Raw genomic sequence first — 23,933 nt, 5'->3', positions numbered from 1 at the left:
CATAACCCCAACTACTTAATAGAGGTTTTATCATGGCAACTGTTTCCATGCGCGACATGCTCAAGGCCGGTGTTCACTTCGGTCACCAAACCCGTTACTGGAACCCGAAAATGAAGCCATTCATCTTCGGCGCTCGTAACAAGGTTCACATCATCAACCTTGAGAAAACTGTTCCAATGTTCAACGAAGCTCTGGCTGAGTTGCAGAAGATCTCTGCCCGTAAAGGCAAGATCCTGTTCGTTGGTACTAAACGCGCAGCAAGCGAAGCGGTAAAAGACGCTGCTCACAACTGCGACCAGTTCTTCGTGAACCATCGCTGGTTGGGCGGCATGCTGACTAACTGGAAAACTGTTCGTCAGTCCATCAAACGTTTGAAAGACCTGGAAATTCAGTCTCAGGACGGCACTTTCGAGAAGCTGACCAAGAAAGAGGCGCTGATGCGTACTCGCGAACTGGCTAAGCTGGAAAACAGCCTGGGTGGTATCAAGGATATGGGTGGTCTTCCTGACGCACTGTTCGTTGTTGACGCTGATCACGAACACATCGCTATCAAAGAAGCTAACAACCTGGGTATCCCGGTATTCTCCATTGTTGATACCAACTCCGATCCGGATGGCGTTGACTTTGTTATCCCTGGTAACGATGACGCAATCCGTGCAGTAAATCTGTACCTGAGCGCTGTTGCTGCCACTGTCCGTGAAGGCCGTTCGCAAGATCTGGCTGTTCAGGCAGAAGAAAGCTTCGTAGAAGCTGAATAATAAGGCAAGCTCAGCAGAGCCCTTATTAACCAGGTATTGAAATATGTTGGTTAGGGGGCCTTTATTGGCCCCCTTTGCTTATCTTAAATGCGAGAAATATCTCACCGCAAAAAGCCTTTTTGCACTGAGATAATCGAGGAAAATACAATGGCTGATATTACCGCTGCCCTGGTAAAAGAACTGCGCGAACGTACTGGCGCTGGCATGATGGATTGTAAGAAAGCTCTGGTTGAAGCTAACGGCGACATCGAGCTGTCAATTGAAAACATGCGTAAATCTGGCGCGATCAAAGCGGCGAAAAAAGCAGGCAACGTAGCTGCTGACGGCGTGATCAAAACCAAAATCGAAGGCAACTACGGTGTGATTCTGGAAGTTAACTGCCAGACTGACTTCGTTGCTAAAGATGCCGGTTTCCAGGCATTTGCTGACAAAGTGTTGGATGCTGCTGTTGCAGGCAAAATCACTGACGTTGAAGTGTTGAAAACACAGTTCGAAGAAGAGCGTATTCAGCTGGTTGCTAAAATCGGTGAGAACATCAACATTCGTCGCGTTTCTTCTCTGGAAGGCGATGTGTTGGGTAGCTACCTGCACGGTGCTCGTATCGGTGTTCTGGTTTCTGCTAAAGGCGCTGACGAAGATCTGGTTAAACAGCTGGCTATGCACGTTGCAGCAAGCAAACCAGAATTCGTTAAACCAGAAGACGTGTCTGCTGAAGTGGTAGAAAAAGAGTACCAGGTTCAGCTGGACATCGCGATGCAGTCTGGCAAGCCAAAAGAAATCGCAGAGAAAATGGTTGAAGGCCGCATGAAGAAATTCACCGGCGAAGTTTCTCTGACTGGCCAGCCTTTCGTTATCGACCCAAGCAAAACTGTTGGTCAGATGCTGAAAGAGCATAACGCCGACGTTATCAACTTCATCCGCTTCGAAGTGGGTGAAGGCATTGAGAAAGTTGAGACTGACTTTGCTGCTGAAGTTGCAGCGATGACCAAACAGTCTTAATCAGTACCTGATGCACAATAAAACGGAACCGCTGCATGTTGGCGGTTCCGTTTTATCCAGCCCCAAATTCCAATGACATTGTGCGATGTACTGTAGAACATCCGGTAACAACGCTATGATGTAAAGATTGAATTCTCATTAAGACACATTGCTTCTAGGACAGACACCATGGCTACCAATGCGAAACCCGTTTATCAGCGTATCCTGCTCAAACTCAGTGGCGAAGCCCTGCAGGGCAGTGAAGGTTTTGGTATCGACGCGAGTGTATTAGATCGTATGGCTCAGGAAGTGAAAGAGCTGGTCGAACTCGGCATTCAGGTAGGCGTTGTGATCGGCGGCGGTAACTTATTCCGTGGCGCGGGTCTGGCGCAGGCGGGCATGAACCGTGTTGTAGGCGACCATATGGGTATGCTGGCGACTGTCATGAACGGCCTGGCAATGCGTGATGCATTACACCGTGCTTATGTTAACGCGCGTCTGATGTCTGCAATTCCTTTGAACGGTGTTTGTGATAATTACAGCTGGGCTGAAGCCATCAGCCTGCTGCGTCATAACCGCGTGGTGATTTTCTCCGCGGGGACAGGCAATCCATTCTTTACCACCGATTCTGCAGCGTGCCTGCGTGGTATCGAAATCGAAGCCGATGTGGTATTAAAAGCCACCAAAGTCGACGGCGTATATTCTGCTGATCCGGTCAAAAACCCGGAAGCAACGCTGTATGAGACATTGACCTATCAGGAAGTGCTGGAGCAGGAATTGAAAGTGATGGATCTGGCGGCGTTTACGTTAGCCCGCGATCACAATCTGCCAATTCGTGTATTCAACATGAACAAACCTGGCGCACTGCGCCGCGTGGTGATGGGTGAAAATGAAGGGACGCTGATTTCTAACGCTGAGTGATCCTTCGCCATTGAACATTGTGTTCAGCCAGCCTGTGCTGGCATAAGTATTCACGGACTATACTGAGTATGGTCTGCCAGGTAACCAGCTCTCAAGGGTTCACATCGTGATTAACGACATCAAAAAAGACGCTGAAATTCGTATGGACAAATGCGTAGAAGCATTCAAAACCCATATCAGCAAAATTCGTACCGGTCGCGCTTCTCCGGGTATTCTTGACGGCATCATGGTCGAATACTACGGTTCTGCAACGCCACTGCGCCAGTTGGCTCAGGTAACGGTTGAAGATTCCCGTACCCTTGCTATCTCCGTCTTTGACCGTTCTATCAGCGCTGCTGTTGAAAAGGCGATCATGACATCTGATTTGGGTCTGAACCCTTCTTCTGCGGGCGCGACTATCCGCGTTCCATTGCCAGCACTGACCGAAGAGCGTCGTAAAGACCTGATCAAAGTCGTGCGTGGTGAAGCAGAGCAGGGCCGTGTTTCTGTGCGTAACGTCCGCCGTGACGCTAACGACAAAACCAAAGCGCTTCTGAAAGATAAAGAAATCAGTGAGGATGAAGATCGTCGTTCTCAGGACGATATCCAGAAACTGACTGATATCTTCATCAAGAAAATCGACGTTGCGTTGAGTGAGAAAGAAACCGAGTTGATGGAGTTCTAATCAGACTCGCTCGTTTTCTCCGATAAAGCGTCGCAAATGCGGCGCTTTATTTTTTACAGGCCTCAGATCTTTTATCTGTTTCCACAATCTCATGGACAAGCCGGATAAGAGGTTTCAGACTGTGCACTATTCTGAATTAATGGCGTTATCCCGGGCATTTTCATGAAACAAATGACTATTCTTGGTTCGACAGGTTCTGTCGGCACCAGCACGCTTTCCGTTGTCCGGTCTAATCCCGACGCCTTTGCGGTGAAAGCCCTGGTGGCAGGATGTAATGTGGACGTGATGGCGCAGCAATGTCTGGAGTTTCGTCCAGCCTATGCGTCAATGGCCGATGAACCGTCAGCCCGCGCACTGCGCAACATCCTGACTGAACAGGGCGTCACCACTGAAGTGCTTTCTGGCGAAAAGGCGGCAATCGAACTGGCTGCGCTGGATGATGTTGATCAGGTCATGTCAGCCATTGTCGGAGCTGCAGGGCTTTTACCGACGCTCGCCGCAGTGCGTGCCGGTAAGCAGGTCCTTCTGGCGAACAAAGAGTCGCTGGTCACCTGTGGTCGTATTTTCATGGATGCCGTCCGGCAGAGCCAGTCTCAACTCCTTCCTATCGACAGTGAACATAACGCGATTTTCCAAAGTTTGCCTGAAGCTGTGCAACAGCAACTTGGCTATGCTTCACTCGAAGAAAACGGCATTTCCCGCATTATTCTGACGGGGTCAGGTGGACCGTTCCGTGAGCTACCTTTGAACCAATTTAATGATGTGACGCCGGATCAGGCCTGTGCGCATCCGAACTGGTCTATGGGGCGCAAAATTTCAGTCGACTCCGCCACCATGATGAATAAGGGGCTGGAGTACATCGAGGCCCGTTGGCTGTTTAATGCGTCGGCTGCGGAGATGGAAGTGATCATCCATCCTCAATCGGTCATCCACTCGATGGTGCGTTATCGCGATGGCAGTGTGCTGGCACAACTGGGCTCTCCGGATATGCGCACGCCTATCGCACATGCGATGGCTTATCCTCGACGGGTTGCTGCAGGAGTGGAAGCGTTGGATTTCTGCAAGATGGGGGCACTGACCTTCACTGAGCCGGATTATACACGCTACCCTTGTCTGCAACTGGCTATCGAAGCCAGTAATACCGGGCAGGCAGCGACAACTGCGTTGAACGCCGCCAATGAAATTTCTGTTGCTGCATTCCTAAACGGCGAGATCCGTTTCACTGATATTGCATCGGTCAACCGGGATGTCATGGAACAGCTGGTAAGTGCTGAGCCGGGCTCGGTGGATGAAGTTCTGGATATCGACAGGCAATCGCGGGCTTTAGCCAGGCAGAAACTTCGCACATTTGCGGTCTGACGCTAATTTTAGTGCTTATGCAGCAGTTTGTTAGCATCACATTGAAATGGTATAGTCTGCGCCACGCTGACAGTGGATTCAGGTTTTTTAGTGTCTGGATCCCGTAAGTGGAATCGGTAAGCTGTCAGTGTAGCCGTGCCCGCAAGGGAGACACGGCTTTTTTGCGCGTGTTACAGCGCCAGCGTTTGATGTACAACGCCAGCTAAAAAGCCGTCGTGTTCTGATAAAAGGAAATGAGTACGCGTTATGTCCCTCGAAAATCAACAGATGTCTGATACGTCTTGCGCTCAGCCGCGCCATGTTGCCATTATTATGGACGGCAACGGTCGTTGGGCAAAACGTCAGGGTAAAATGAGGGTCTTTGGTCATAAAGCGGGCGTAAAATCAGTGCGTAAAGCCGTGAGTTTTGCTGCCAACCATCATTTAGATGCTCTTACGCTTTATGCCTTTAGTAGTGAAAACTGGAATCGCCCGGCTCAGGAAGTCGCCGCGTTAATGGAACTGTTTGTTCGTGCACTCGACAGTGAAGTTAAAAGCCTGCATAAACACAATGTCAGGTTGCGGATTATTGGCGATGTCAGTCGCTTTAGTGCTCGTCTGCAGGAACGCATTCGTCGTTCAGAAACACTTACACAAAATAACGACGGTCTTACGCTAAACATCGCTGCGAACTATGGTGGACGATGGGATATTATTCAGGGCGTTAAGGCACTGGCAGGTCAGGTTGAAGCCGGTGCGCTGCGGGCAGAGCAAATAACAGAAGACATGCTGGATTCAGCCGTCTGTATGAGCGAACTGGCACCAGTCGATTTGGTGATCAGAACCGGTGGGGAACATCGAATCAGTAACTTCTTGCTGTGGCAAATTGCCTATGCGGAGTTTTACTTTACGGATGTCCTCTGGCCTGATTTTGATGAAAATACCTTTGAAGATGCGCTCAATGCTTTTGCACAACGCGAGCGCCGCTTTGGAGGGACTACACCTATCGGCGCCAATGCGTCCTAGGGAGAACATTTGCTGAAGTATCGCATTATCACAGCTCTGATTTTAATACCGATTGTTATTGCAGCACTCTTTTTGTTACCACCGGTAGGTTTTGCCATTGTCACGCTGGTCGTGTGCATGTTGGCGGCGTGGGAGTGGGGGCAATTAGCGGGTCTGGGAACGCGTAATCAGCGGATCTGGCTGGCTATCCTGTGTGGTTTTCTGCTGGCAGTCATGCTACTGAACATTCCGGCCTATCATCACAGCGTGCAACTGCCGCAGGTGAGTGGATCGTTATGGGCTGCGCTTGCCTGGTGGTGTGTCGCTCTGGTGTTAGTCGTCGGTTATCCTGCGTCCGCCGCATTCTGGCGTAATTCACGCGTGCTGCGTGTTTTGTTCGGTGTTCTGACGATTGTGCCGTTCTTCTGGGGCATGGTTGCGCTGCGCCAGTATGGCTATGCAGAGAATCCGCACACTGGCGCCTGGTGGCTGTTATATGTGATGCTACTCGTCTGGGGCGCAGATTCCGGGGCTTACCTGTTTGGGAAGTTGTTCGGTAAACACAAACTGGCGCCTAAAGTTTCTCCCGGAAAAACCTGGGAAGGTTTCTTCGGCGGACTGCTGACGTGTGCTCTGATTGCCTGGTTGTTTGGTCGTTATGCGCCGTTGAGCGTTCAGCCGTCTGTATTACTTATTTGTTCCGTAGTCGCTGCGCTGGCTTCTGTACTCGGCGACCTGACGGAGAGCATGTTCAAACGCGAAGCTGGAATCAAAGACAGTGGTCATATGATTCCCGGGCACGGTGGAATATTGGATCGCATCGACAGCCTGACTGCCGCCGTTCCTGTATTTGCCTGTCTGATGCTGTTAGTGTATTAATCCGTCGCTGAGACGGTGAAGTTTTCTAAGGAATAGTTGGACATATGATGAACATACTCTGGAGCCTGGCCGCCTTTATCGTTGCATTGGGGGTGCTTATCACCGTGCACGAGTTCGGCCATTTCTGGGTTGCTCGTCGCTGCGGGGTGCGTGTTGAGCGCTTCTCTGTCGGTTTTGGTCGCGCACTGTGGCGCCGCACCGATCGCCGTGGAACCGAATATGTGCTTGCTATCATCCCCCTCGGTGGATACGTCAAAATGCTCGATGAGCGTCTGGAGACGGTTCCACCTGAGCTTAAGCATCTTACTTTCAACAGCAAGACGGTGTGGCAGCGTGCTGCTATTATTAGCGCGGGCCCGATTGCCAACTTTATTTTTGCTGTTTTCGCCTACTGGGTCATCTTCGTTATTGGCGTTCCCTCGGTACGCCCGGTTGTGGCTGAAATCACGCCGCAATCTATTGCTGCGCAAGCCAAAGTTTTACCCGGTATGGAACTAAAGTCTATTGGCGGTATCGAAACGCCTGATTGGGATTCAATTCGTTTGTCGTTGATGGGTGAAATTGGCAGTAGCCAAATGACGCTCGGGGTCGCTGAGTTAGGTTCATCAACGGTAATTGAAAAAGTCGTCGATTTGCGTGAATGGACATTTGATCCTGAAACGCAAGATCCTGTGGTTGCGTTGGGTATCATTCCGCGTGGTCCACAGGTGGAGCCCGTTTTAGCTGAAGTACAAGCGGGTTCTGCTGCTCAAAAAGCAGGTTTGCAAGCGGGCGATCGGATCGTTAAAGTTGACGGTCAGGTTTTGTCGGGCTGGCGTAATTTTACGTTGCAGGTGCGCGATAATCCGGGCAAGCCTATGGCGCTGAACATTGAGCGTAATGGTGAGACTCTTGAGTTAACCCTGACACCGGAAAGTCGGACAGTAGGTAAAGGTATCGTACAAGGTTTTGCTGGGGTGGTTCCCAAAGTCATACCCTTACCTGAAGAGTACAAAACAGTTCGCCAATATGGTCCGTTTGTCGCTTTTTATGAGGCCGGTGCAAAAACCTGGCAACTGATGAAGCTGACGGTAAACATGCTGGGCAAGTTGTTTACCGGTGATGTAAAGCTGAACAATCTGAGCGGCCCAATCTCTATAGCACAGGGCGCAGGGATGTCAGCGGAGTATGGTTTAGTGTCGTACCTGACGTTTTTGGCGCTTATCAGCGTCAATCTCGGTATCGTAAACCTGTTCCCATTACCGATATTAGATGGTGGACACTTGGTTTTTCTGGCAATAGAAAAACTAAAAGGTGGTCCAGTTTCCGAGCGAGTTCAAAACTTCAGCTATCAGGTCGGTGCAGTATTGCTGTTCCTGGTTATGGGGCTTGCACTTTTCAATGATTTCTCCCGTCTTTAAGGCTGGAGATTAGGTTAGGAAGAACGCATAACAACGATGGCGATCAAAAAGTTGCTCATAGCGTCGCTGCTGTTTGGCAGCGCCACCGTATACGGTGCAGACGGTTTCGTAGTGAAAGATATTCATTTCGAAGGCCTGCAGCGAGTTGCCGTCGGTGCGGCGTTACTCAATATGCCGGTTCGCGTCGGTGATACGGTTACTGACGATGACATCAGTAATACCATTCGTGCATTGTTTGCCACTGGCAACTTTGAGGACGTTCGCGTCCTGCGCGATGGCGATTCTCTGATTGTTCAGGTTAAAGAACGTCCAACTATTGCCAGCATCACTTTCTCCGGTAACAAATCGGTTAAAGATGACATGCTGAAACAAAACCTGGAGGCCTCTGGCGTCCGTGTTGGCGAAGCGCTTGACCGTACAACAATCAGCAGCATCGAGAAAGGTCTGGAAGACTTCTATTACAGCGTCGGTAAATACAGTGCGTCGGTAAAAGCGGTTGTTACCCCTTTGCCCCGTAACCGTGTCGATCTGAAACTGGTCTTTACCGAAGGTGTTTCTGCCAAAATTCAGCAGATCAACATCGTAGGTAACCATGCCTTCAGTACTGATGAACTGATTTCACACTTCCAGCTTCGCGATGAAGTGCCATGGTGGAACGTGGTAGGCGATCGTAAATATCAGAAACAGAAACTGGCGGGTGACCTTGAAACCCTGCGCAGCTTCTATCTGGATCGCGGCTATGCCCGTTTCAACATTGATTCGACTCAGGTCAGCCTGACGCCGGACAAGAAAGGCATTTACATCACGCTGAACATTACAGAAGGCGAGCAATATAAACTTTCTGGCGTTGAAGTGACTGGCAGCATGGCCGGTCACTCAGCAGAAGTGCAAAGCCTGACTAAAATTGATAAAGGCGAGCTGTATAACGGCGCTAAAGTCACCAAGATGGAAAACGACATCAAGCAGATGTTGGGTCGTTACGGCTATGCCTACCCACGGGTGAATACACAGCCAGAAATCAATGATGCCGATAAGACCGTTAAACTGCATATCAACGTTGATGCAGGTAACCGTTTCTACGTGCGTCATATCCGTTTTGAAGGCAATGACACCAGTAAAGACAGCGTACTGCGCCGTGAAATGCGTCAGATGGAAGGTGCCTGGTTAGGCAACGATCTGGTCGACAAAGGTAAAGAACGTCTGAACCGTCTGGGTTACTTCGAAACCGTGGATGTGGATACGCAACGTGTACCGGGTACTCCGGATCAGGTTGATGTGGTCTATAAAGTGAAAGAACGTAACACCGGTACTTTCAACTTTGGTGTGGGCTACGGTACAGAAAGTGGTGTCAGCTTCCAGGTTGGTGTCCAGCAGGACAACTGGCTGGGTACGGGTAACTCCGTAGGCATCAGCGGTACCAAAAATGATTATCAGACTTACGCAGAATTCACGATCACTGACCCTTACTTCACCGTCGATGGTGTGAGTCTGGGTGGTCGTATCTTCTATAACGACTTTAAAGCGGATAACGCGGATCTGTCTGACTATACCAACAGAAGTTATGGTATTGGCGGTAACCTTGGTTTCCCAATCAATGAGAACAACTCATTGCGTCTGGGTCTGGATTACGTACACAACGATCTGTCCAATATGGAACCACAGATCGCCATGTTCCGTTATCTGAACTCTGTGGGCCTGAAACCTGCGGTCACCACCAGCGATAATGCTGATGCCGATTTCAGTGCTGATGACTTCTTCGTGAACCTTGGCTGGGGTTATAACAACCTCGACCGTGGCTACTTCCCGACTTCAGGGACAAAAGCCAGCCTGAACGGCAAAGTTACCGTTCCAGGTTCCGATAACGAATATTATAAAATCACCTTCGATTCAACCAGCTACATGCCGCTGAATCAGGATCGTGATTGGGTGCTGATGGGCCGTGCTCGCGCAGGTTATGCGGATGGTCTTGGTGGTAAAGAAGTGCCGTTCTACGACAACTTCTATGCCGGTGGTTCAAGCAGCGTTCGTGGTTTCCAGTCGAACACCATTGGTCCAAAAGCAGCCTATTACAAATGTACTACAGCTAATACCTCGTACAGCGGTTGTCCGATTGATAATTCGGACGATGCGGTGGGTGGTAATGCAATGGCAGTACTGAGTGCCGAACTGATTGTTCCAACTCCGTTTGTTAGCGAAAAATACGCTAACTCATTGCGTACTTCTCTGTTCGTGGATAGCGGTACTGTCTGGGATACAGGTTGGGAAAACACTCCGCAGACTATGGCTGCCGGTGTTCCTGATTACAGCAAACCAGGCAATATTCGTGTTTCTTCCGGTCTTGCGTTGCAGTGGATGTCTCCTCTGGGGCCATTGGTCTTCTCATACGCACAGCCTGTTAAGAAATACGAAGGCGACAAAGCAGAGCAGTTCCAGTTTAATATCGGCAAAACCTGGTAACTCTCTGTCTGAAAAGCGCTTATTCAGCAGAATCGCAATGACCTGATGCTGAATTTGATACACGGGTTTCGGCCCGTGTATTGTTATTGCGTCAGGTGTTTTGTGTAATTTACTGTGCCAGATGGCACAAACGGGTGATGGAAGGAGTTTATAGTGAAAAAGTGGTTATATGCCGCAGGCCTCGGTTTAGTTATGGCTTCTTCAGCTAGCGTTCAGGCTGCTGACAAAATTGCTATCGTTAACGTCGCTAGCATTTTCCAACAGATGCCAGCACGTGAAGCTGTGGCCAAACAACTCGAAAACGAGTTCAAAAGCCGTGCAACTGATTTGCAATCTCAGGAACGTGATCTGCAAACTAAAATGCAACGTCTGCAACGCGATGGCTCGACCATGAAAGCCAGCGATCGTTCTAAACTTGAAAAAGACGTGATGGCTCAGCGTGAAGCGTTCTCCGCTAAAGCGCAGCAGTTCGAGCAAGACAACCGTCGTCGTCAGGGCGAAGAGCGAAACAAAATCCTTAGCCGTATCCAGGATGCTGTGAAATCTGTTGCAAGCAAAGAAGGTTATGATGTTGTTATCGATGCAAACGCAATCGCGTATGCAAGCAATGACAAAGATATTACTGCTGATGTGCTGAAACAGGTTAAATAAACATGTCTTCAATTCGACTGGCTGATCTCGCACAGCAGTTGGATGCACAATTGCACGGTGATGGCGAAATTGCCATCACCGGCGTTGCTTCAATGCATTCCGCACACTCTGAGCAAATCACGTTTTTATCAAACAGCCGCTACCGTGAACAGTTGGCTTCCTGCAAAGCAGGTGCCGTAGTGTTGACGGAAGCGGATCTGCCATTTTGCCCTACAGCGGCATTAGTGGTTAAAAACCCTTACCTGACCTATGCGCGTATGGCGCAACTGCTGGATACCACCCCGGCACCGGCACAGGATATTGCTGCGAGCGCGGTAATTTCTGACAGTGCTTCTTTAGGTAAGAATGTCTCGGTTGGCGCAAATGCAGTCATCGAATCTGGCGTAGTGTTGGGCGATAACGTTATCGTCGGCGCGGGCTGCTTTATCGGTAAAGAAGCTAAAATAGGCGCAGGAACCCGGATCTGGGCCAATGTTTCTATTTATCACCGCGTTGAAATTGGTGAGCAGTGCCTGATTCAGTCTGGCACTGTCATCGGTGCGGACGGATTTGGTTACGCGAATGAACGCGGCAACTGGATTAAAATCCCACAACTTGGCACCGTGATTATCGGCGATCGTGTTGAGATTGGTGCCTGTACCACCATCGACCGCGGTGCGCTTGATGATACGATTATCAGCAACGGTGTCATCATTGATAACCAATGTCAGATTGCACACAACGTCGTGATTGGAGACAATACGGCCGTGGCCGGCGGTGTGATTATGGCCGGTAGTCTGAAAATTGGTCGTTACTGCCAGATTGGCGGAGCCAGTGTTATCAATGGTCACATGGAGATTTGTGACCAGGCCGTTGTGACAGGAATGGGAATGGTAATGCGACCAATCACTGAACCTGGGGTATACTCCTCCGGTATTCCGTTACAACCGAATAAAGTTTGGCGTAAGACGGCTGCACTGGTAATGAATATTGACGAGATGAATAAGCGCTTGAAAGCTGTCGAGCGTAAAATCGAAAAAGACTAATTACCATTTACGGTGCTGCTTTGTGTTCACTCAGTGAGTGAACCTGCGGCATTCGTTCCTATTTGCGGCCTGCCTGATGACCTTTTTTTGGGGTCTGGCAGGCCGTGTTTTTGATGCCATCAGTTTTTATAGACAGGAAGAGTATTTTGACTACTGACACTCATACTCTGCGTATTGAAGAGATACTGGATTTACTGCCACACCGTTACCCGTTCTTGTTGGTTGACCGCGTGTTGGATTTTGAAAAAGGGAAATTTTTGCGCGCAGTGAAAAACGTTTCCTTTAATGAACCGTTTTTCCAGGGGCACTTCCCAGGCAAGCCGATTTTTCCAGGTGTACTGATTCTGGAAGCCATGGCACAGGCTACCGGTATTCTTGCGTTTAAAAGCGTTGGAAAACTGGAACCGGGCGAACTGTATTATTTTGCAGCAATTGATGATGCACGCTTCAAACGTCCGGTGTTGCCGGGTGACCAGATGATTCTGGAAGTTGAATTCATTAAAGAGCGTCGTGGTGTTGCTCGTTTTAAAGGTGTCGCGAAAGTAGATGGTGAGATTGCTTGCGAGGCATCAATGATGTGCGCCCGTCGCCGGGAGTCTTAATACATGATAGACAAAACCGCCTTTATACATCCAAGCGCTATTGTTGAAGAAGGTGCCGTTATCGGTGCTGGTGTTCATATCGGTCCTTTCTGTTATGTCGGTTCCCTGGTGGAGATCGGCGAAGGTACTGAGCTTAAATCACACGTAGTTCTTAATGGCGTGACCAAAATTGGTCGCGATAACCGCATTTTCCAGTTCGTTTCCATTGGTGAAATTAACCAGGATCTGAAATATGCAGGTGAACCAACACGCGTTGAGGTCGGCGATCGCAACAATATTCGTGAGAGCGTGACCATTCATCGTGGAACCGTTCAGGGCGGTAGTCTGACAAAAGTGGGTAGCGATAACCTGTTGATGGTGAATGCGCATATTGCCCACGATTGCGTCATTGGTAATCGCTGTATTCTGGCGAATAATGCGACGCTTGGCGGTCACGTAGAGATCGACGATTTCGCTATCATTGGCGGTATGACCGCAGTGCATCAATTCTGCATCATCGGTGCGCACGTCATGGTTGGCGGATGCTCTGGCGTAGCCCAGGATGTGCCTCCGTTCGTGATTGCGCAGGGTAACCACGCGACACCTTTTGGTATTAATATCGAAGGGCTTAAGCGACGTGGTTTTGAGAAAGCAGACCTGCACGCTATTCGTAATGCCTATAAATTACTGTATCGCAGTGGCAAAACTCTGGAAGAAGCTCAGCCGGAAATCGCTGCGATTGCGGCTGAATTCCCGAAAGCTAAACCTTTCAGTGATTTCTTCAGCCGTTCAACGCGCGGCATAATCCGCTGATCTGCCCTACGGAAAACAATGCAAAAGCCTGTTCTTACAATTGGCCTGGTGGCCGGTGAAACGTCCGGTGACATTCTTGGCGCCGGGCTGATTCGAGCCCTGAAAAAGCACCATCCGGATGCCCGCTTTGTCGGGGTCGCAGGTCCGCTGATGCAGGCGGAAGGGTGTGAAGCCTGGTACGAAATGGAAGAACTGGCGGTAATGGGCGTGGTGGAAGTGTTAGAGCGTCTGCCACGCCTGTTGAAAATCCGCAAAGATTTGACCCAACGTTTCAGCGAACTTAAGCCGGATGTCTTCGTGGGCATTGATGCCCCTGATTTTAACATCACGCTTGAAGGGCGTCTGAAACAACGCGGTATCCGCACGATCCATTACGTCAGCCCGTCTGTCTGGGCCTGGCGACAAAAACGCGTTTTCAAAATAGGAAAAGCCACCGATTTAGTCCTGGCGTTTCTGCCTTTCGAAAAAGCGTTTTATGACAAATTCAACGTTCCCTGCCGTTTCATCGGTCACACGATGGCTGATGCCATGCCGCTGCATCCTGACAAACAGGCTGCGCGACTGTCTTTGGGGATCCCTGATGATGTGCATTGTCTGGCGTTACTGCCTGGAAGTCGTCATGCGGAAGTTGAAATGCTCAGTGCTGATTTCCTGAAAACAGCACTGCAATTGCGACAGACTTACCCGGATCTCCACATTGTTGTGCCGCTGGTGAATGCAAAACGTCGCGAGCAGTTTGAACGTATCAAAGCGGAGATTGCGCCAGATCTTCCCGCGCATTTGCTGGACGGCAAAGGTCGCGAGGCCATGATTGCCAGCGATGCAGCATTGCTGGCTTCGGGAACGGCTGCGCTGGAATGTATGCTGGCGAAATGTCCGATGGTTGTCGGCTATCGCATGAAGCCCTTCACCTTCTGGCTCGCTGAACGCCTGGTAAAAACGCCGTACGTTTCCTTGCCAAACTTGCTTGCAAGACGGGAAATCGTCACCGAGTTGCTGCAAACCGAATGCGTTCCGGACAAACTTTCCGCTGCGTTATTGCCGTTGCTGGCCGGTGGTGAGAAAAGTCATGAATTGCAGAGTACCTTCCTGGAATTGCATGAAAGCATTCGCCGGGATGCCGATGAGCAAGCTGCTCAGGCTGTGATGGAGCTGGCACGCCGATGAGTGACATCTTTATCTATCCACAGGCCGTGTGTATCGCCGGTGTGGATGAAGTCGGGCGCGGCCCGTTAGTGGGCGCCGTGGTGACTGCAGCGGTTATTCTCGATCCGGCTAACCCCATCAAGGGCCTGGCTGATTCAAAAAAACTCAGTGAAAAACGGCGCGAAGCGCTGTATATCGAAATTAAAGAAAAGGCGCTTGCCTGGAGTCTTGGCCGCGCTGAACCGCATGAAATCGATGAAATCAATATTCTGCACGCCACTATGCTGGCGATGCAAAGAGCCGTTGCCGGGTTGGCTATCACGCCCGACATGGTATTGATTGATGGTAACCGCTGTCCGGTTCTTCCGATGGCCTCTCAGGCCGTGGTGAAAGGGGACAGCAAAGTGGCCGAAATCAGTGCTGCATCTATCCTGGCTAAGGTCACCCGCGATCGCGAAATGGTTGAACTGGATCTTCAGTTCCCTGAATATGGTTTTGCGAAACACAAAGGCTATCCAACGCCGGTGCATCTCGAAAGCCTTGCCCGGCTTGGTGCGACTGCGCATCACCGTCGCAGCTTCGCCCCGGTGAAGCGCGCACTCGGATTGGCGTAACGCGTCATCTTGTTCCTTTCCTGCCTTAGCGGGAAATACACACTCTACACTCACTCATTTCTGGACTCTGGATATGGCCGAACCTCGTTTTATTCATCTGCGTGTACATAGCGACTATTCCATGGTGGATGGCCTCGCGAAAGTGGGTCCGCTGGTGAAATGCGCAGCGTCACTCGGTATGCCTGCTCTGGGGATCACTGACTTCACCAACCTGTGCGGCCTGGTCAAATTCTACGGTGCCGCGCACGGTGCTGGCGTGAAACCGATCATCGGTGCCGATCTGAACATTCAAAGCGAGATCCTTGGCGATGAACTGGCGCAGCTGACCGTTCTGGCAATGAACAATCAGGGATATCAGAACCTCACGCTGTTGATTTCCCGCGCCTATCAGCGTGGCTATGGCGCGGCGGGGCCGATTGTTGATCGCGAGTGGCTGGCAGAACTGAATGAGGGGTTGATCCTTATTTCCGGCGCGAAAATGGGAGATGTCGGTAAATTCCTGATGCGAGGTAACGATTTACAAGTCGAGCTGTGTCTGGATTTTTATCAGCAATATTTTCCCGACCGCTACTACCTCGAACTGATCCGTACCGGCCGGGCTGAAGAAGAAAACTACCTGCACGCTGCCGTCGCGCTGGCAACTGAACGCGGTTTACCGGTGGTGGCAACGAACGACGTACGTTTCATGGTGGCATCGGATTTTGACGCCCACGAGATCCGCGTGGCTATTCACGACGGTTTTACACTCGACGATCCCAAGCGTCCGCGCAATTACACTGCACAGCAATACATGCGCAGTGAAGATGAAATGTGCGAGTTGTTTGAAGATATCCCGGAAGCTCTGCAAAACAGCGTTGAGATTGCTAAACGTTGTAACGTCACCATTCGTCTTGGCGAATACTTCCTGCCGCAGTTTCCGACCGGAGAGATGACGACCGAAGATTTTCTGGTCGATAGATCTAAAATCGGGCTGGAAGAACGTCTTGAGTTTCTGTTTCCGGATCCCGACGTGCGCGCGCAACGACGCCCTGAATATGATGAACGTCTGGATATCGAGCTCAAAGTTATCAACCAGATGGGCTTTCCCGGTTACTTCCTGATCGTAATGGAGTTCATTCAGTGGTCGAAGGATAACGACGTACCGGTAGGCCCTGGCCGTGGTTCCGGTGCCGGTTCACTGGTGGCCTATGCGCTCAAAATTACCGATCTGGATCCGCTTGAATTCGATCTGCTTTTCGAACGTTTTCTTAACCCTGAACGTGTTTCCATGCCCGATTTTGACGTCGATTTTTGCATGGAAAAACGTGATCAGGTCATCGACCATGTGGCTGAAATGTATGGCCGCGAAGCGGTTTCTCAGATTATCACTTTCGGTACGATGGCTGCCAAAGCCGTTATTCGCGACGTAGGCCGCGTACTAGGCCACCCTTACGGATTTGTTGATCGTATTTCCAAACTGGTCCCGCCTGATCCCGGCATGACGCTGGAAAAAGCCTTTGCCGCAGAACCGCAATTACCGGAAATTTACGAAGCGGATGAAGAAGTTAAGTCTCTGATCGATATGGCGCGCCAGCTTGAAGGCGTCACCCGTAACGCCGGTAAACACGCAGGCGGTGTCGTGATAGCGCCGACCAAGATTACCGATTTTGCGCCGTTATATTGCGATGCTGAAGGTAATCACCCGGTGACGCAGTTCGACAAAAACGACGTGGAATATGCCGGTCTGGTGAAGTTCGACTTCCTCGGATTGCGTACGCTCACCATCATCGACTGGGCGCTGGGCATGATTAACGCCCGTCGTGCAAAAGCGGGCGAACCCCCGCTGGATATCGCCGCGATCCCGCTGGATGACAAGAAAAGTTTCGACATGCTGCAGCGATCGGAAACCACCGCGGTTTTCCAGCTTGAATCCCGCGGCATGAAAGATTTGATCAAACGCCTGAAACCCGACAGCTTCGAAGATATGATCGCGCTGGTGGCATTGTTCCGTCCGGGGCCGTTGCAGTCCGGCATGGTAGATAACTTTATTGACCGTAAACACGGTCGCGAAGAGTTGTCCTATCCGGATATCCAATGGCAGCACGAATCTCTGAAACCGGTACTGGAGCCGACGTACGGCATCATCTTGTATCAGGAACAGGTCATGCAGATTGCGCAGGTTCTGGCGGGCTATTCGCTGGGCGGTGCGGACATGTTGCGTCGTGCGATGGGTAAGAAAAACCCGGTCGAGATGGCAAAACAGCGCGGCGGTTTTGAAGATGGTGCCAAAGCGCGCGGTATCGATGGCGAACTGGCGATTAAAATCTTCGATCTGGTAGAGAAATTCGCCGGTTATGGGTTCAACAAGTCCCACTCCGCCGCTTATGCTCTGGTGTCTTACCAGACGCTGTGGCTGAAAGCGCATTATCCTGCTGAATTTATGGCAGCGGTGATGACTGCCGATATGGATAACACCGAGAAAGTGGTTGGCCTGGTAGATGAATGCTGGCGAATGGGGCTGAAAATTCTGCCACCGGATATCAACAGCGGTCAGTATCACTTCCACGTGAATGAAGAAGGTGAAATCGTTTACGGCATCGGCGCGATCAAAGGCGTAGGTGAAGGCCCGATTGAAGCCATTATTGAGGCGCGTAACGAGGGCGGTTATTTCAAAGAGCTGTTTGATCTGTGCGCCCGCGCGGATGTGAAAAAGCTCAACAAACGTATTCTTGAAAAGCTGATCATGTCCGGTGCGTTTGACCGTTTAGGTCCGCACCGTGCCGCATTGATGAGCTCTTTGCCGGATGCCCTGAAAGCTGCCGATCAGCACGCCAAAGCTGAAGCTATCGGTCAGGTAGATATGTTCGGCGTTCTGGCAGAAGCGCCGGAACAGGTGGAGAAATCCTACGCCAACGTCATGCGCTGGCCGGAACAAACGGTACTGGACGGTGAACGCGAAACGCTGGGGTTGTACCTGACCGGCCATCCGATCACCCAGTATCTGAAAGAAATCGAACGTTATGGCGGCGGCCAGCGTTTGAAAGATATGCACCCGACGGATCGGGGTAAAATGACGGTTGCAGTGGGACTGGTTCTCGCTGCACGGGTAATGGTCACCAAACGCGGTAATCGCATTGGGATCTGTACGTTAGACGACCGCTCTGGTCGTCTGGAAGTCATGTTGTTCACCGAAGCGTTGGAAAAATTCCAGCATTTGTTGGAAAAAGACCGTATCCTTATCGCCACAGGACAGGTCAGCTTTGATGACTTCAGCGGCGGGCTTAAAATGATGGCCCGCGATATTATGGACATCAGTGAAGCACGGGAAAAATATGCTCGCGGTCTTGCTATCTCGCTGACTGACAGGCAAATTGATGACCAGCTTTTGAACCGTCTCCGCCAATCGTTGGAACCTCATCGATCGGGGACGATACCAGTGCATCTGTATTACCAACGAGAAAACGCAAGAGCCCGGCTTCGATTCGGGGCGTCATGGCGTGTTACGCCAACGGACAAACTGTTGCTGGATTTGCGAGGCCTGGTCGGTAGTGAGCAGGTGGAACTGGAATTTGACTAAAATAGGAATGCTATGAGTCTGAATTTTCTTGATTTTGAACAGCCGATTGCGGAACTCGAAGCGAAAATTGACTCGCTGACTGCAGTCAGCCGTCAAGACGAAAAATTGGATATTAATCTGGACGAAGAAGTTGCACGCTTGCGCGAGAAAAGCGTTGAACTGACCCGTAAGATTTTCTCTGATCTGGGTGCCTGGCAGATTGCCCAACTGGCACGCCATCCTCGTCGCCCTTATACGCTGGATTACATCAAACATATCTTCACTGATTTTGATGAACTGGCTGGTGATCGTGCATTTGCTGACGATAAAGCTATCGTTGGCGGGATTGCTCGTTTGGGTGAACGTGCTGTGATGATCATAGGTCATCAGAAAGGCCGTGAAACAAAAGAGAAAGTCCGTCGTAACTTCGGTATGCCTGCTCCGGAAGGATATCGCAAAGCGTTACGCCTGATGGAAATGGCAGAACGTTTCAAACTGCCTATCATTACCTTCATCGACACCCCGGGTGCATACCCAGGCGTGGGTGCTGAAGAGCGCGGCCAGTCTGAAGCGATCGCCCGTAACCTGCGTGAGATGTCACGTCTGAATGTGCCGGTCATCTGTACCGTTATCGGTGAAGGTGGTTCCGGTGGCGCACTGGCAATCGGCGTGGGTGATAAAGTTAACATGCTGCAATACAGCACCTATTCGGTGATCTCACCGGAAGGCTGTGCCTCAATTCTGTGGAAGAGTGCGGATAAAGCACCTCTGGCAGCAGAAGCGATGGGTATCGTTGCACCACGTTTGAAAGAACTGAAGCTTATCGACTCGGTGATCCCTGAACCTCTGGGCGGTGCTCATCGTAACGTTGAAGCGATGGCGGCCTCACTGCGCGCCCAGCTGGAAGCTGACCTGAGTGATTTGGATGTGCTGAGCACTGAAGAATTGCGTAACCGTCGTTATCAGCGTCTGATGACTTACGGCTACTGCTGATCCAGCAACCGCTTATGAAAAGGCCATGCAACTGCATGGCCTTTTTTATTGCCGCAAATCCCTCCCACATCGTTCCGGGATTCTGAATTTTCCTTCCGTCTGTCAGAAATAGTCGCGAAAGGGTACACACCTGGCGCTAACCGTGTTTCTATAAATATATGAGATACCAATAAAAGAAGGATTTGTCAGATGAATATCATCGCTGTCATGCGCCCGGAAGGGGCTTACTATAAAGAAGAGCCAATCCGCGAACTGGATAGCGCCCTGACGCTTCTCGGGTTCCAGGTTATTTATCCGCGGGATCGCGCTGACTTACTGAAACTCATCGAAAATAATGCCCGCATTTGTGGGGCGATTTTTGACTGGGACGAGCACAGCGAAGAGTTGTGTACAGAAATTAATGAACTGAACGAATACCTGCCCTTGTACGCTTTCATCAATACTCACTCAACGCTGGATGTTGATGTGAATGAGATGCGGATGGTTCTGTATTTCTTCGAGTACGCGCTGACCGCCGCAGAGGATATTGCCAAAAGGATCCGCCAGTACACGGACGAATATATCGATACGATCACGCCACCGCTGACCAAAGCGCTGTTTAAATACGTGGAAGAAGGGAAGTACACCTTTTGTACGCCGGGACACATGGCGGGCACGGCGTTTCTGAAAAGCCCGGTCGGGACACTATTTTATGATTTCTTTGGTGCCAAAACGCTGAAAGCAGACGTATCCATTTCGGTGACCGAACTGGGATCGTTGCTCGATCATACCGGGCCGCATCTGGAGGCCGAAGAATATATCGCACGCACGTTTGGTTCCGAACAAAGTTATATCGTGACCAACGGCACTTCGACGGCCAATAAAATTGTCGGCATGTACGCCGCGCCAGCGGGCAGCACGGTGCTGATTGACCGAAACTGCCATAAATCGCTGGCACATCTGATGATGATGACCAATGTCGTGCCGATCTATTTGCGTCCTCACCGTAATGCCTACGGCATTCTCGGCGGCATTCCCAAGCGTGAATTCACCCGGGAAAGTATCGAAGAGAAAATCGCCCGGACGGACAATGCGACCTGGCCGGTACATGCGGTCATTACCAACTCCACCTATGATGGGCTGCTGTACAACACTGATTACATCAAAAATACGCTGGATGTGCCGTCGATTCATTTTGATTCTGCCTGGGTGCCATATACCAATTTCCATCCGATTTACGCAGGGAAAAGCGGGATGAGTGGTGAGCGAATTCCCGGAAAAGTCATCTATGAAACTCAGTCTACGCACAAGTTACTGGCCGCGTTCTCTCAGGCGTCAATGATCCACATTAAAGGCGATTATAACGAAAGCACCTTTAATGAAGCCTACATGATGCACACCACCACATCACCGAACTACGGCATCGTTGCCTCGGCAGAAACCGCAGCGGCGATGCTGCGCGGAAATCCCGGACGCCGCCTGATCAACCGCTCGGTTGAGCGTGCGTTACATTTTCGCAAAGAGATCCAACGACTGCGCGAGGAAACCGATGGCTGGTTCTTCGATATCTGGCAGCCGGAGCATATTGATGAAGCCGAATGCTGGCCGCTGAATCCAGATAATAACTGGCATGGCTTTGCGAACGCAGATACCGATCATATGTATCTGGATCCGATCAAGGTCACGATCCTTACGCCCGGCATGGATGAAATGGGCAAACTGGAACAGGAAGGGATCCCGGCGGCGCTGGTGGCCAAGTTCCTTGATGAGCGCGGCGTGGTGGTCGAAAAAACCGGTCCGTACAATTTACTTTTCCTGTTCAGCATTGGCATTGATAAGACCAAATCCATGAGCGTGATGCGTGGTCTGACCGATTTCAAACGCAGTTATGATCTTAATCTGCGCGTTAAAAATATGCTCCCCGATCTGTACGCGGAAGATCCGGATTTCTACCGTCATATGCGGATCCAGGATCTCGCGCAGGGGATCCACAAGCTTATCCTCCGACATGATCTGCCGCGCCTGATGCTGGACGCATTTGAAACGCTGCCAGAAATGAAAATGACGCCGTATGAAATGTTCCAACATCAGGTGCGCGGACATGTGGAGGAATGCGACCTCGACGAACTGATCGGCAAAGTCTCGGCTAACATGATCCTGCCTTATCCGCCTGGAGTGCCCGTGGTGATGCCCGGTGAGATGATTACGGAAGAAAGCCGCGCGGTGCTCGATTTCCTGATCATGCTTTGCTCGATAGGGGAACGTTACCCTGGCTTTGAAACCGATATTCATGGTGCACGTCTCACCGAAGACGGGCGCTATCTGGTGAAAGTGCTGAAGCTCCCCGACGCGCAGTAATGACAGCCCTCATTATGAGGGCTTTTTATTGACGTCTCCGGATACGCTGAGTAACGTGCACACCATGAATCTACAGGACATCATCCATGCTTAACCTTCGACAAATTCATCATATCGCGATCATCGGTTCCGATTATCAGACCAGCAAAAACTTCTATTGCGACATTCTGGGCTTCACGCTGGTGGAAGAGTTTTATCGGGAAGAGCGTGACTCGTGGAAAGCCGATCTGGCACTTAATGGGCAGTACACCATCGAACTGTTTAGCTTTCCTCATCCGCCGGCGCGTCCGAGCCACCCGGAAGCCTGCGGGTTGCGCCATCTGGCGTTCAGCGTTGATGATATCGCGCAGGCCATCACTGCATTGACTCAGGCTGGCGTGAACTGTGAACCGGTACGTATTGACCCCTACACCGGCAAGCAGTTTACCTTTTTCGCCGACCCCGACGGCTTGCCGTTAGAACTGTACGAATCCCGGTAACGTTATGAATTCACGTCTGGCGAGGTTTTCCCTGCCTGAGCATCTGCGGGATAAAATTGGCAGTGCGCGAAAGCTTTGTGTCGCGTTCAGTGGCGGGCTTGATTCCACAGTGCTCCTGGCCGCGCTGGCAGAGCTGCGCGAAAACCTGCCGGATCTTCAACTGCGCGCGTTGCATATTCATCATGGCCTAAGCCAACTGGCCGACAGCTGGATGGCCCATTGCCAGACGGTTTGCGCCCGGCATCACATCGCGTTTTCAGTCATTTACGTGAAGGTGAATGCACAGGATGGCGGTATTGAAGCCGCAGCGAGAACGGCGCGTTATCAGGCATTTTCAGACAATCTGGGGGAAGATGAAGTTCTGCTCACGGCGCAGCATCTGAACGATCAATGCGAAACCTTGATGCTGGCGCTAAAGCGCGGCAGCGGCCCCGCCGGTTTATCGGCGATGAGTGCAGACAGCATGGCATCTCAGCACCGGCTGTTAAGGCCTCTGCTGGAACTCAGCCGTGAGCAACTTGAAGATTATGCCCGGCAGAATCAGCTGAGCTGGATCGAGGATGACAGTAATCAGGATGCGCGTTTTGACCGTAACTTCCTGCGTCTCAATGTCCTTCCGTTGCTGTACCACCGATGGCCGCACTTTGCACAGGCCACCGCACGCAGCGCGGCACTGTGCGCCGAACAGGAATCCTTGCTCGATGAACTGTTAAGTGAGTCCCTTAGTGCGTTAACAGATGCGCAGGGCAGCCTTTGCGTTGAGGGAATGCTCGGCTTTTCAGAGGCCCGACGTTCTGCTTTATTGCGCCGCTGGCTGGCCGGACAGGGCGCGAAAATGCCTTCACGGGAACAGCTGAAAAGAGTTTGGGATGAAGTGGCGCGAAGCCGCGAAGATGCGCAGGCGCAGTTAAGGTTGGGCATTTCGACGGTTCGGCGTTTCCGCCAGCGCCTCTATTTATTGCCCGAATTCCAGCCGCTGAAAGAGCTTATACTCCACTGGGAGACGGCGCAGACATTAACCCTGCCGGACGGTCTGGGCTTTTTAGCGGTCGATCCCGATGTTGCAGGGGCGGGTGAAACGTTCATTTGTCGCCAGCCGCGGGCAGGAGAGAGTGTCTCGGTGAGATTTCAGGCGCAGGGCAATATAGAAAAAGTCGGGCGTGACCGTGCGCGTCAGGTGAAAAAATTGTGGTCAGAGTTAGGCGTACCGCCCTGGCAGCGCGAGCGTATTCCTCTCATTTATTATAATGAGCAGTTGATCGCCGCACCGGGCTGGTTTATCACCCGTCAGGCGGTTGCCGAAAATCATGATGCGCAGTGGCGGATCGTCTGGTCCGCTGCCAAATAAAATTTAAGATT

At 51.1% G+C, this 23,933-nt stretch carries 20 protein-coding genes; all 20 read left to right on the top strand.

The genetic code is table 11. The annotated features are described in order from the left end of the window. The first annotated feature begins 32 nt into the window (after positions 1-32). The 20 genes from rpsB to tilS all read left to right on the top strand — a co-directional run bounded on the left by rpsB (position 33) and on the right by tilS (position 23,922). The gene (rpsB, locus tag ACQZQY_RS21640) at positions 33-758 is read left to right on the top strand and encodes a 30S ribosomal protein S2 (RefSeq protein ID WP_056781750.1); all 726 of its coding nucleotides are present in this window, start codon (positions 33-35) and stop codon (positions 756-758) included. Between the two features lie 147 nt (positions 759-905). Next, on the top strand, positions 906-1,757 hold the full coding sequence (gene tsf / locus ACQZQY_RS21635; RefSeq protein WP_056781746.1) for a translation elongation factor Ts: 852 nt from the start codon (positions 906-908) through the stop codon (positions 1,755-1,757). A 168-nt stretch (positions 1,758-1,925) separates the two neighbouring features. Continuing rightward, positions 1,926-2,657, top strand: coding sequence for a UMP kinase (gene pyrH / locus ACQZQY_RS21630; protein WP_056781743.1), 732 nt, complete (start codon positions 1,926-1,928; stop codon positions 2,655-2,657). Between the two features lie 106 nt (positions 2,658-2,763). Continuing rightward, entirely contained in the window at positions 2,764-3,321 is a 558-nt protein-coding gene (frr, locus tag ACQZQY_RS21625) for a ribosome recycling factor (protein ID WP_056781740.1), read from the top strand. 162 nt (positions 3,322-3,483) lie between these two features. Then, positions 3,484-4,680, top strand: coding sequence for a 1-deoxy-D-xylulose-5-phosphate reductoisomerase (gene ispC, locus ACQZQY_RS21620; RefSeq protein ID WP_136375485.1), 1,197 nt, complete (start codon positions 3,484-3,486; stop codon positions 4,678-4,680). 246 nt (positions 4,681-4,926) lie between these two features. After that, positions 4,927-5,685: a (2E,6E)-farnesyl-diphosphate-specific ditrans,polycis-undecaprenyl-diphosphate synthase gene (gene ispU, locus ACQZQY_RS21615; RefSeq protein ID WP_056781735.1), complete on the top strand. Its 759-nt coding sequence runs from the start codon at positions 4,927-4,929 to the stop codon at positions 5,683-5,685. A 9-nt stretch (positions 5,686-5,694) separates the two neighbouring features. Next, on the top strand, positions 5,695-6,543 hold the full coding sequence (cdsA, locus tag ACQZQY_RS21610) for a phosphatidate cytidylyltransferase (RefSeq protein WP_431296393.1): 849 nt from the start codon (positions 5,695-5,697) through the stop codon (positions 6,541-6,543). A gap of 44 nt (positions 6,544-6,587) precedes the next feature. After that, on the top strand, positions 6,588-7,943 hold the full coding sequence (gene rseP, locus ACQZQY_RS21605) for a sigma E protease regulator RseP (protein ID WP_122096990.1): 1,356 nt from the start codon (positions 6,588-6,590) through the stop codon (positions 7,941-7,943). A 36-nt stretch (positions 7,944-7,979) separates the two neighbouring features. Next, positions 7,980-10,400 (top strand): outer membrane protein assembly factor BamA, encoded by a 2,421-nt coding sequence (gene bamA / locus ACQZQY_RS21600; RefSeq protein ID WP_056781730.1) that lies wholly within the window; start codon positions 7,980-7,982, stop codon positions 10,398-10,400. Positions 10,401-10,553: 153 nt separating this feature from the next. Further along, positions 10,554-11,051 carry a molecular chaperone Skp gene (gene skp, locus ACQZQY_RS21595; protein WP_056781728.1) on the top strand — a complete coding sequence of 166 codons (498 nt, stop codon included), beginning with the start codon at positions 10,554-10,556 and terminating at the stop codon, positions 11,049-11,051. A 2-nt stretch (positions 11,052-11,053) separates the two neighbouring features. Continuing rightward, positions 11,054-12,076 carry a UDP-3-O-(3-hydroxymyristoyl)glucosamine N-acyltransferase gene (lpxD, locus tag ACQZQY_RS21590; protein WP_056781726.1) on the top strand — a complete coding sequence of 341 codons (1,023 nt, stop codon included), beginning with the start codon at positions 11,054-11,056 and terminating at the stop codon, positions 12,074-12,076. A gap of 146 nt (positions 12,077-12,222) precedes the next feature. Beyond that, entirely contained in the window at positions 12,223-12,678 is a 456-nt protein-coding gene (fabZ, locus tag ACQZQY_RS21585; protein ID WP_034792780.1) for a 3-hydroxyacyl-ACP dehydratase FabZ, read from the top strand. Positions 12,679-12,681: 3 nt separating this feature from the next. Continuing rightward, a complete protein-coding gene (lpxA, locus tag ACQZQY_RS21580; RefSeq protein ID WP_431296392.1) occupies positions 12,682-13,470 on the top strand; it encodes an acyl-ACP--UDP-N-acetylglucosamine O-acyltransferase in 789 nt (262 codons plus the stop codon). Between the two features lie 18 nt (positions 13,471-13,488). After that, the gene (gene lpxB, locus ACQZQY_RS21575) at positions 13,489-14,637 is read left to right on the top strand and encodes a lipid-A-disaccharide synthase (RefSeq protein ID WP_431296391.1); all 1,149 of its coding nucleotides are present in this window, start codon (positions 13,489-13,491) and stop codon (positions 14,635-14,637) included. Next, positions 14,634-15,230 carry a ribonuclease HII gene (gene rnhB / locus ACQZQY_RS21570; protein ID WP_056781719.1) on the top strand — a complete coding sequence of 199 codons (597 nt, stop codon included), beginning with the start codon at positions 14,634-14,636 and terminating at the stop codon, positions 15,228-15,230. The genes lpxB and rnhB overlap by 4 nt, the downstream gene beginning before the upstream one ends. A 73-nt stretch (positions 15,231-15,303) precedes the next feature. After that, positions 15,304-18,786, top strand: a complete 3,483-nt coding sequence (gene dnaE, locus ACQZQY_RS21565; protein ID WP_056781716.1) for a DNA polymerase III subunit alpha — start codon at positions 15,304-15,306, stop codon at positions 18,784-18,786. Between the two features lie 12 nt (positions 18,787-18,798). Beyond that, complete coding sequence (gene accA / locus ACQZQY_RS21560; RefSeq protein WP_056781713.1) at positions 18,799-19,758, top strand: acetyl-CoA carboxylase carboxyl transferase subunit alpha; 960 nt, start codon at positions 18,799-18,801, stop codon at positions 19,756-19,758. A gap of 189 nt (positions 19,759-19,947) precedes the next feature. Further along, positions 19,948-22,095 carry a lysine decarboxylase LdcC gene (locus tag ACQZQY_RS21555; RefSeq protein WP_122096988.1) on the top strand — a complete coding sequence of 716 codons (2,148 nt, stop codon included), beginning with the start codon at positions 19,948-19,950 and terminating at the stop codon, positions 22,093-22,095. 86 nt (positions 22,096-22,181) lie between these two features. Beyond that, positions 22,182-22,574, top strand: coding sequence for a VOC family protein (locus ACQZQY_RS21550; RefSeq protein ID WP_122096987.1), 393 nt, complete (start codon positions 22,182-22,184; stop codon positions 22,572-22,574). Positions 22,575-22,578: 4 nt separating this feature from the next. After that, a complete protein-coding gene (tilS, locus tag ACQZQY_RS21545) occupies positions 22,579-23,922 on the top strand; it encodes a tRNA lysidine(34) synthetase TilS (RefSeq protein ID WP_431296390.1) in 1,344 nt (447 codons plus the stop codon). The last annotated feature ends 11 nt before the right edge of the window (positions 23,923-23,933 follow it).

The sequence above is a fragment of the Rahnella sp. PAMC25559 genome, assembly GCF_050632365.1.
Classification (GTDB): domain Bacteria; phylum Pseudomonadota; class Gammaproteobacteria; order Enterobacterales; family Enterobacteriaceae; genus Rahnella; species Rahnella rivi.
Note: the sequence above shows the minus strand (reverse complement) of the source record. Positions and strands in the feature narration are given on the sequence as shown.

Coding starts and splice junctions, on each gene's coding strand:
- rpsB (WP_056781750.1), top strand. CDS start 33: ATGGCAACTGTTTCCATGCGCGACATGCTCAAGGCCGGTGTTCACTTC.
- tsf (WP_056781746.1), top strand. CDS start 906: ATGGCTGATATTACCGCTGCCCTGGTAAAAGAACTGCGCGAACGTACT.
- pyrH (WP_056781743.1), top strand. CDS start 1,926: ATGGCTACCAATGCGAAACCCGTTTATCAGCGTATCCTGCTCAAACTC.
- ispC (WP_136375485.1), top strand. CDS start 3,484: ATGAAACAAATGACTATTCTTGGTTCGACAGGTTCTGTCGGCACCAGC.
- ispU (WP_056781735.1), top strand. CDS start 4,927: ATGTCCCTCGAAAATCAACAGATGTCTGATACGTCTTGCGCTCAGCCG.
- rseP (WP_122096990.1), top strand. CDS start 6,588: ATGATGAACATACTCTGGAGCCTGGCCGCCTTTATCGTTGCATTGGGG.
- bamA (WP_056781730.1), top strand. CDS start 7,980: ATGGCGATCAAAAAGTTGCTCATAGCGTCGCTGCTGTTTGGCAGCGCC.
- lpxD (WP_056781726.1), top strand. CDS start 11,054: ATGTCTTCAATTCGACTGGCTGATCTCGCACAGCAGTTGGATGCACAA.
- lpxA (WP_431296392.1), top strand. CDS start 12,682: ATGATAGACAAAACCGCCTTTATACATCCAAGCGCTATTGTTGAAGAA.
- lpxB (WP_431296391.1), top strand. CDS start 13,489: ATGCAAAAGCCTGTTCTTACAATTGGCCTGGTGGCCGGTGAAACGTCC.
- rnhB (WP_056781719.1), top strand. CDS start 14,634: ATGAGTGACATCTTTATCTATCCACAGGCCGTGTGTATCGCCGGTGTG.
- dnaE (WP_056781716.1), top strand. CDS start 15,304: ATGGCCGAACCTCGTTTTATTCATCTGCGTGTACATAGCGACTATTCC.
- accA (WP_056781713.1), top strand. CDS start 18,799: ATGAGTCTGAATTTTCTTGATTTTGAACAGCCGATTGCGGAACTCGAA.
- ACQZQY_RS21555 (WP_122096988.1), top strand. CDS start 19,948: ATGAATATCATCGCTGTCATGCGCCCGGAAGGGGCTTACTATAAAGAA.
- ACQZQY_RS21550 (WP_122096987.1), top strand. CDS start 22,182: ATGCTTAACCTTCGACAAATTCATCATATCGCGATCATCGGTTCCGAT.
- tilS (WP_431296390.1), top strand. CDS start 22,579: ATGAATTCACGTCTGGCGAGGTTTTCCCTGCCTGAGCATCTGCGGGAT.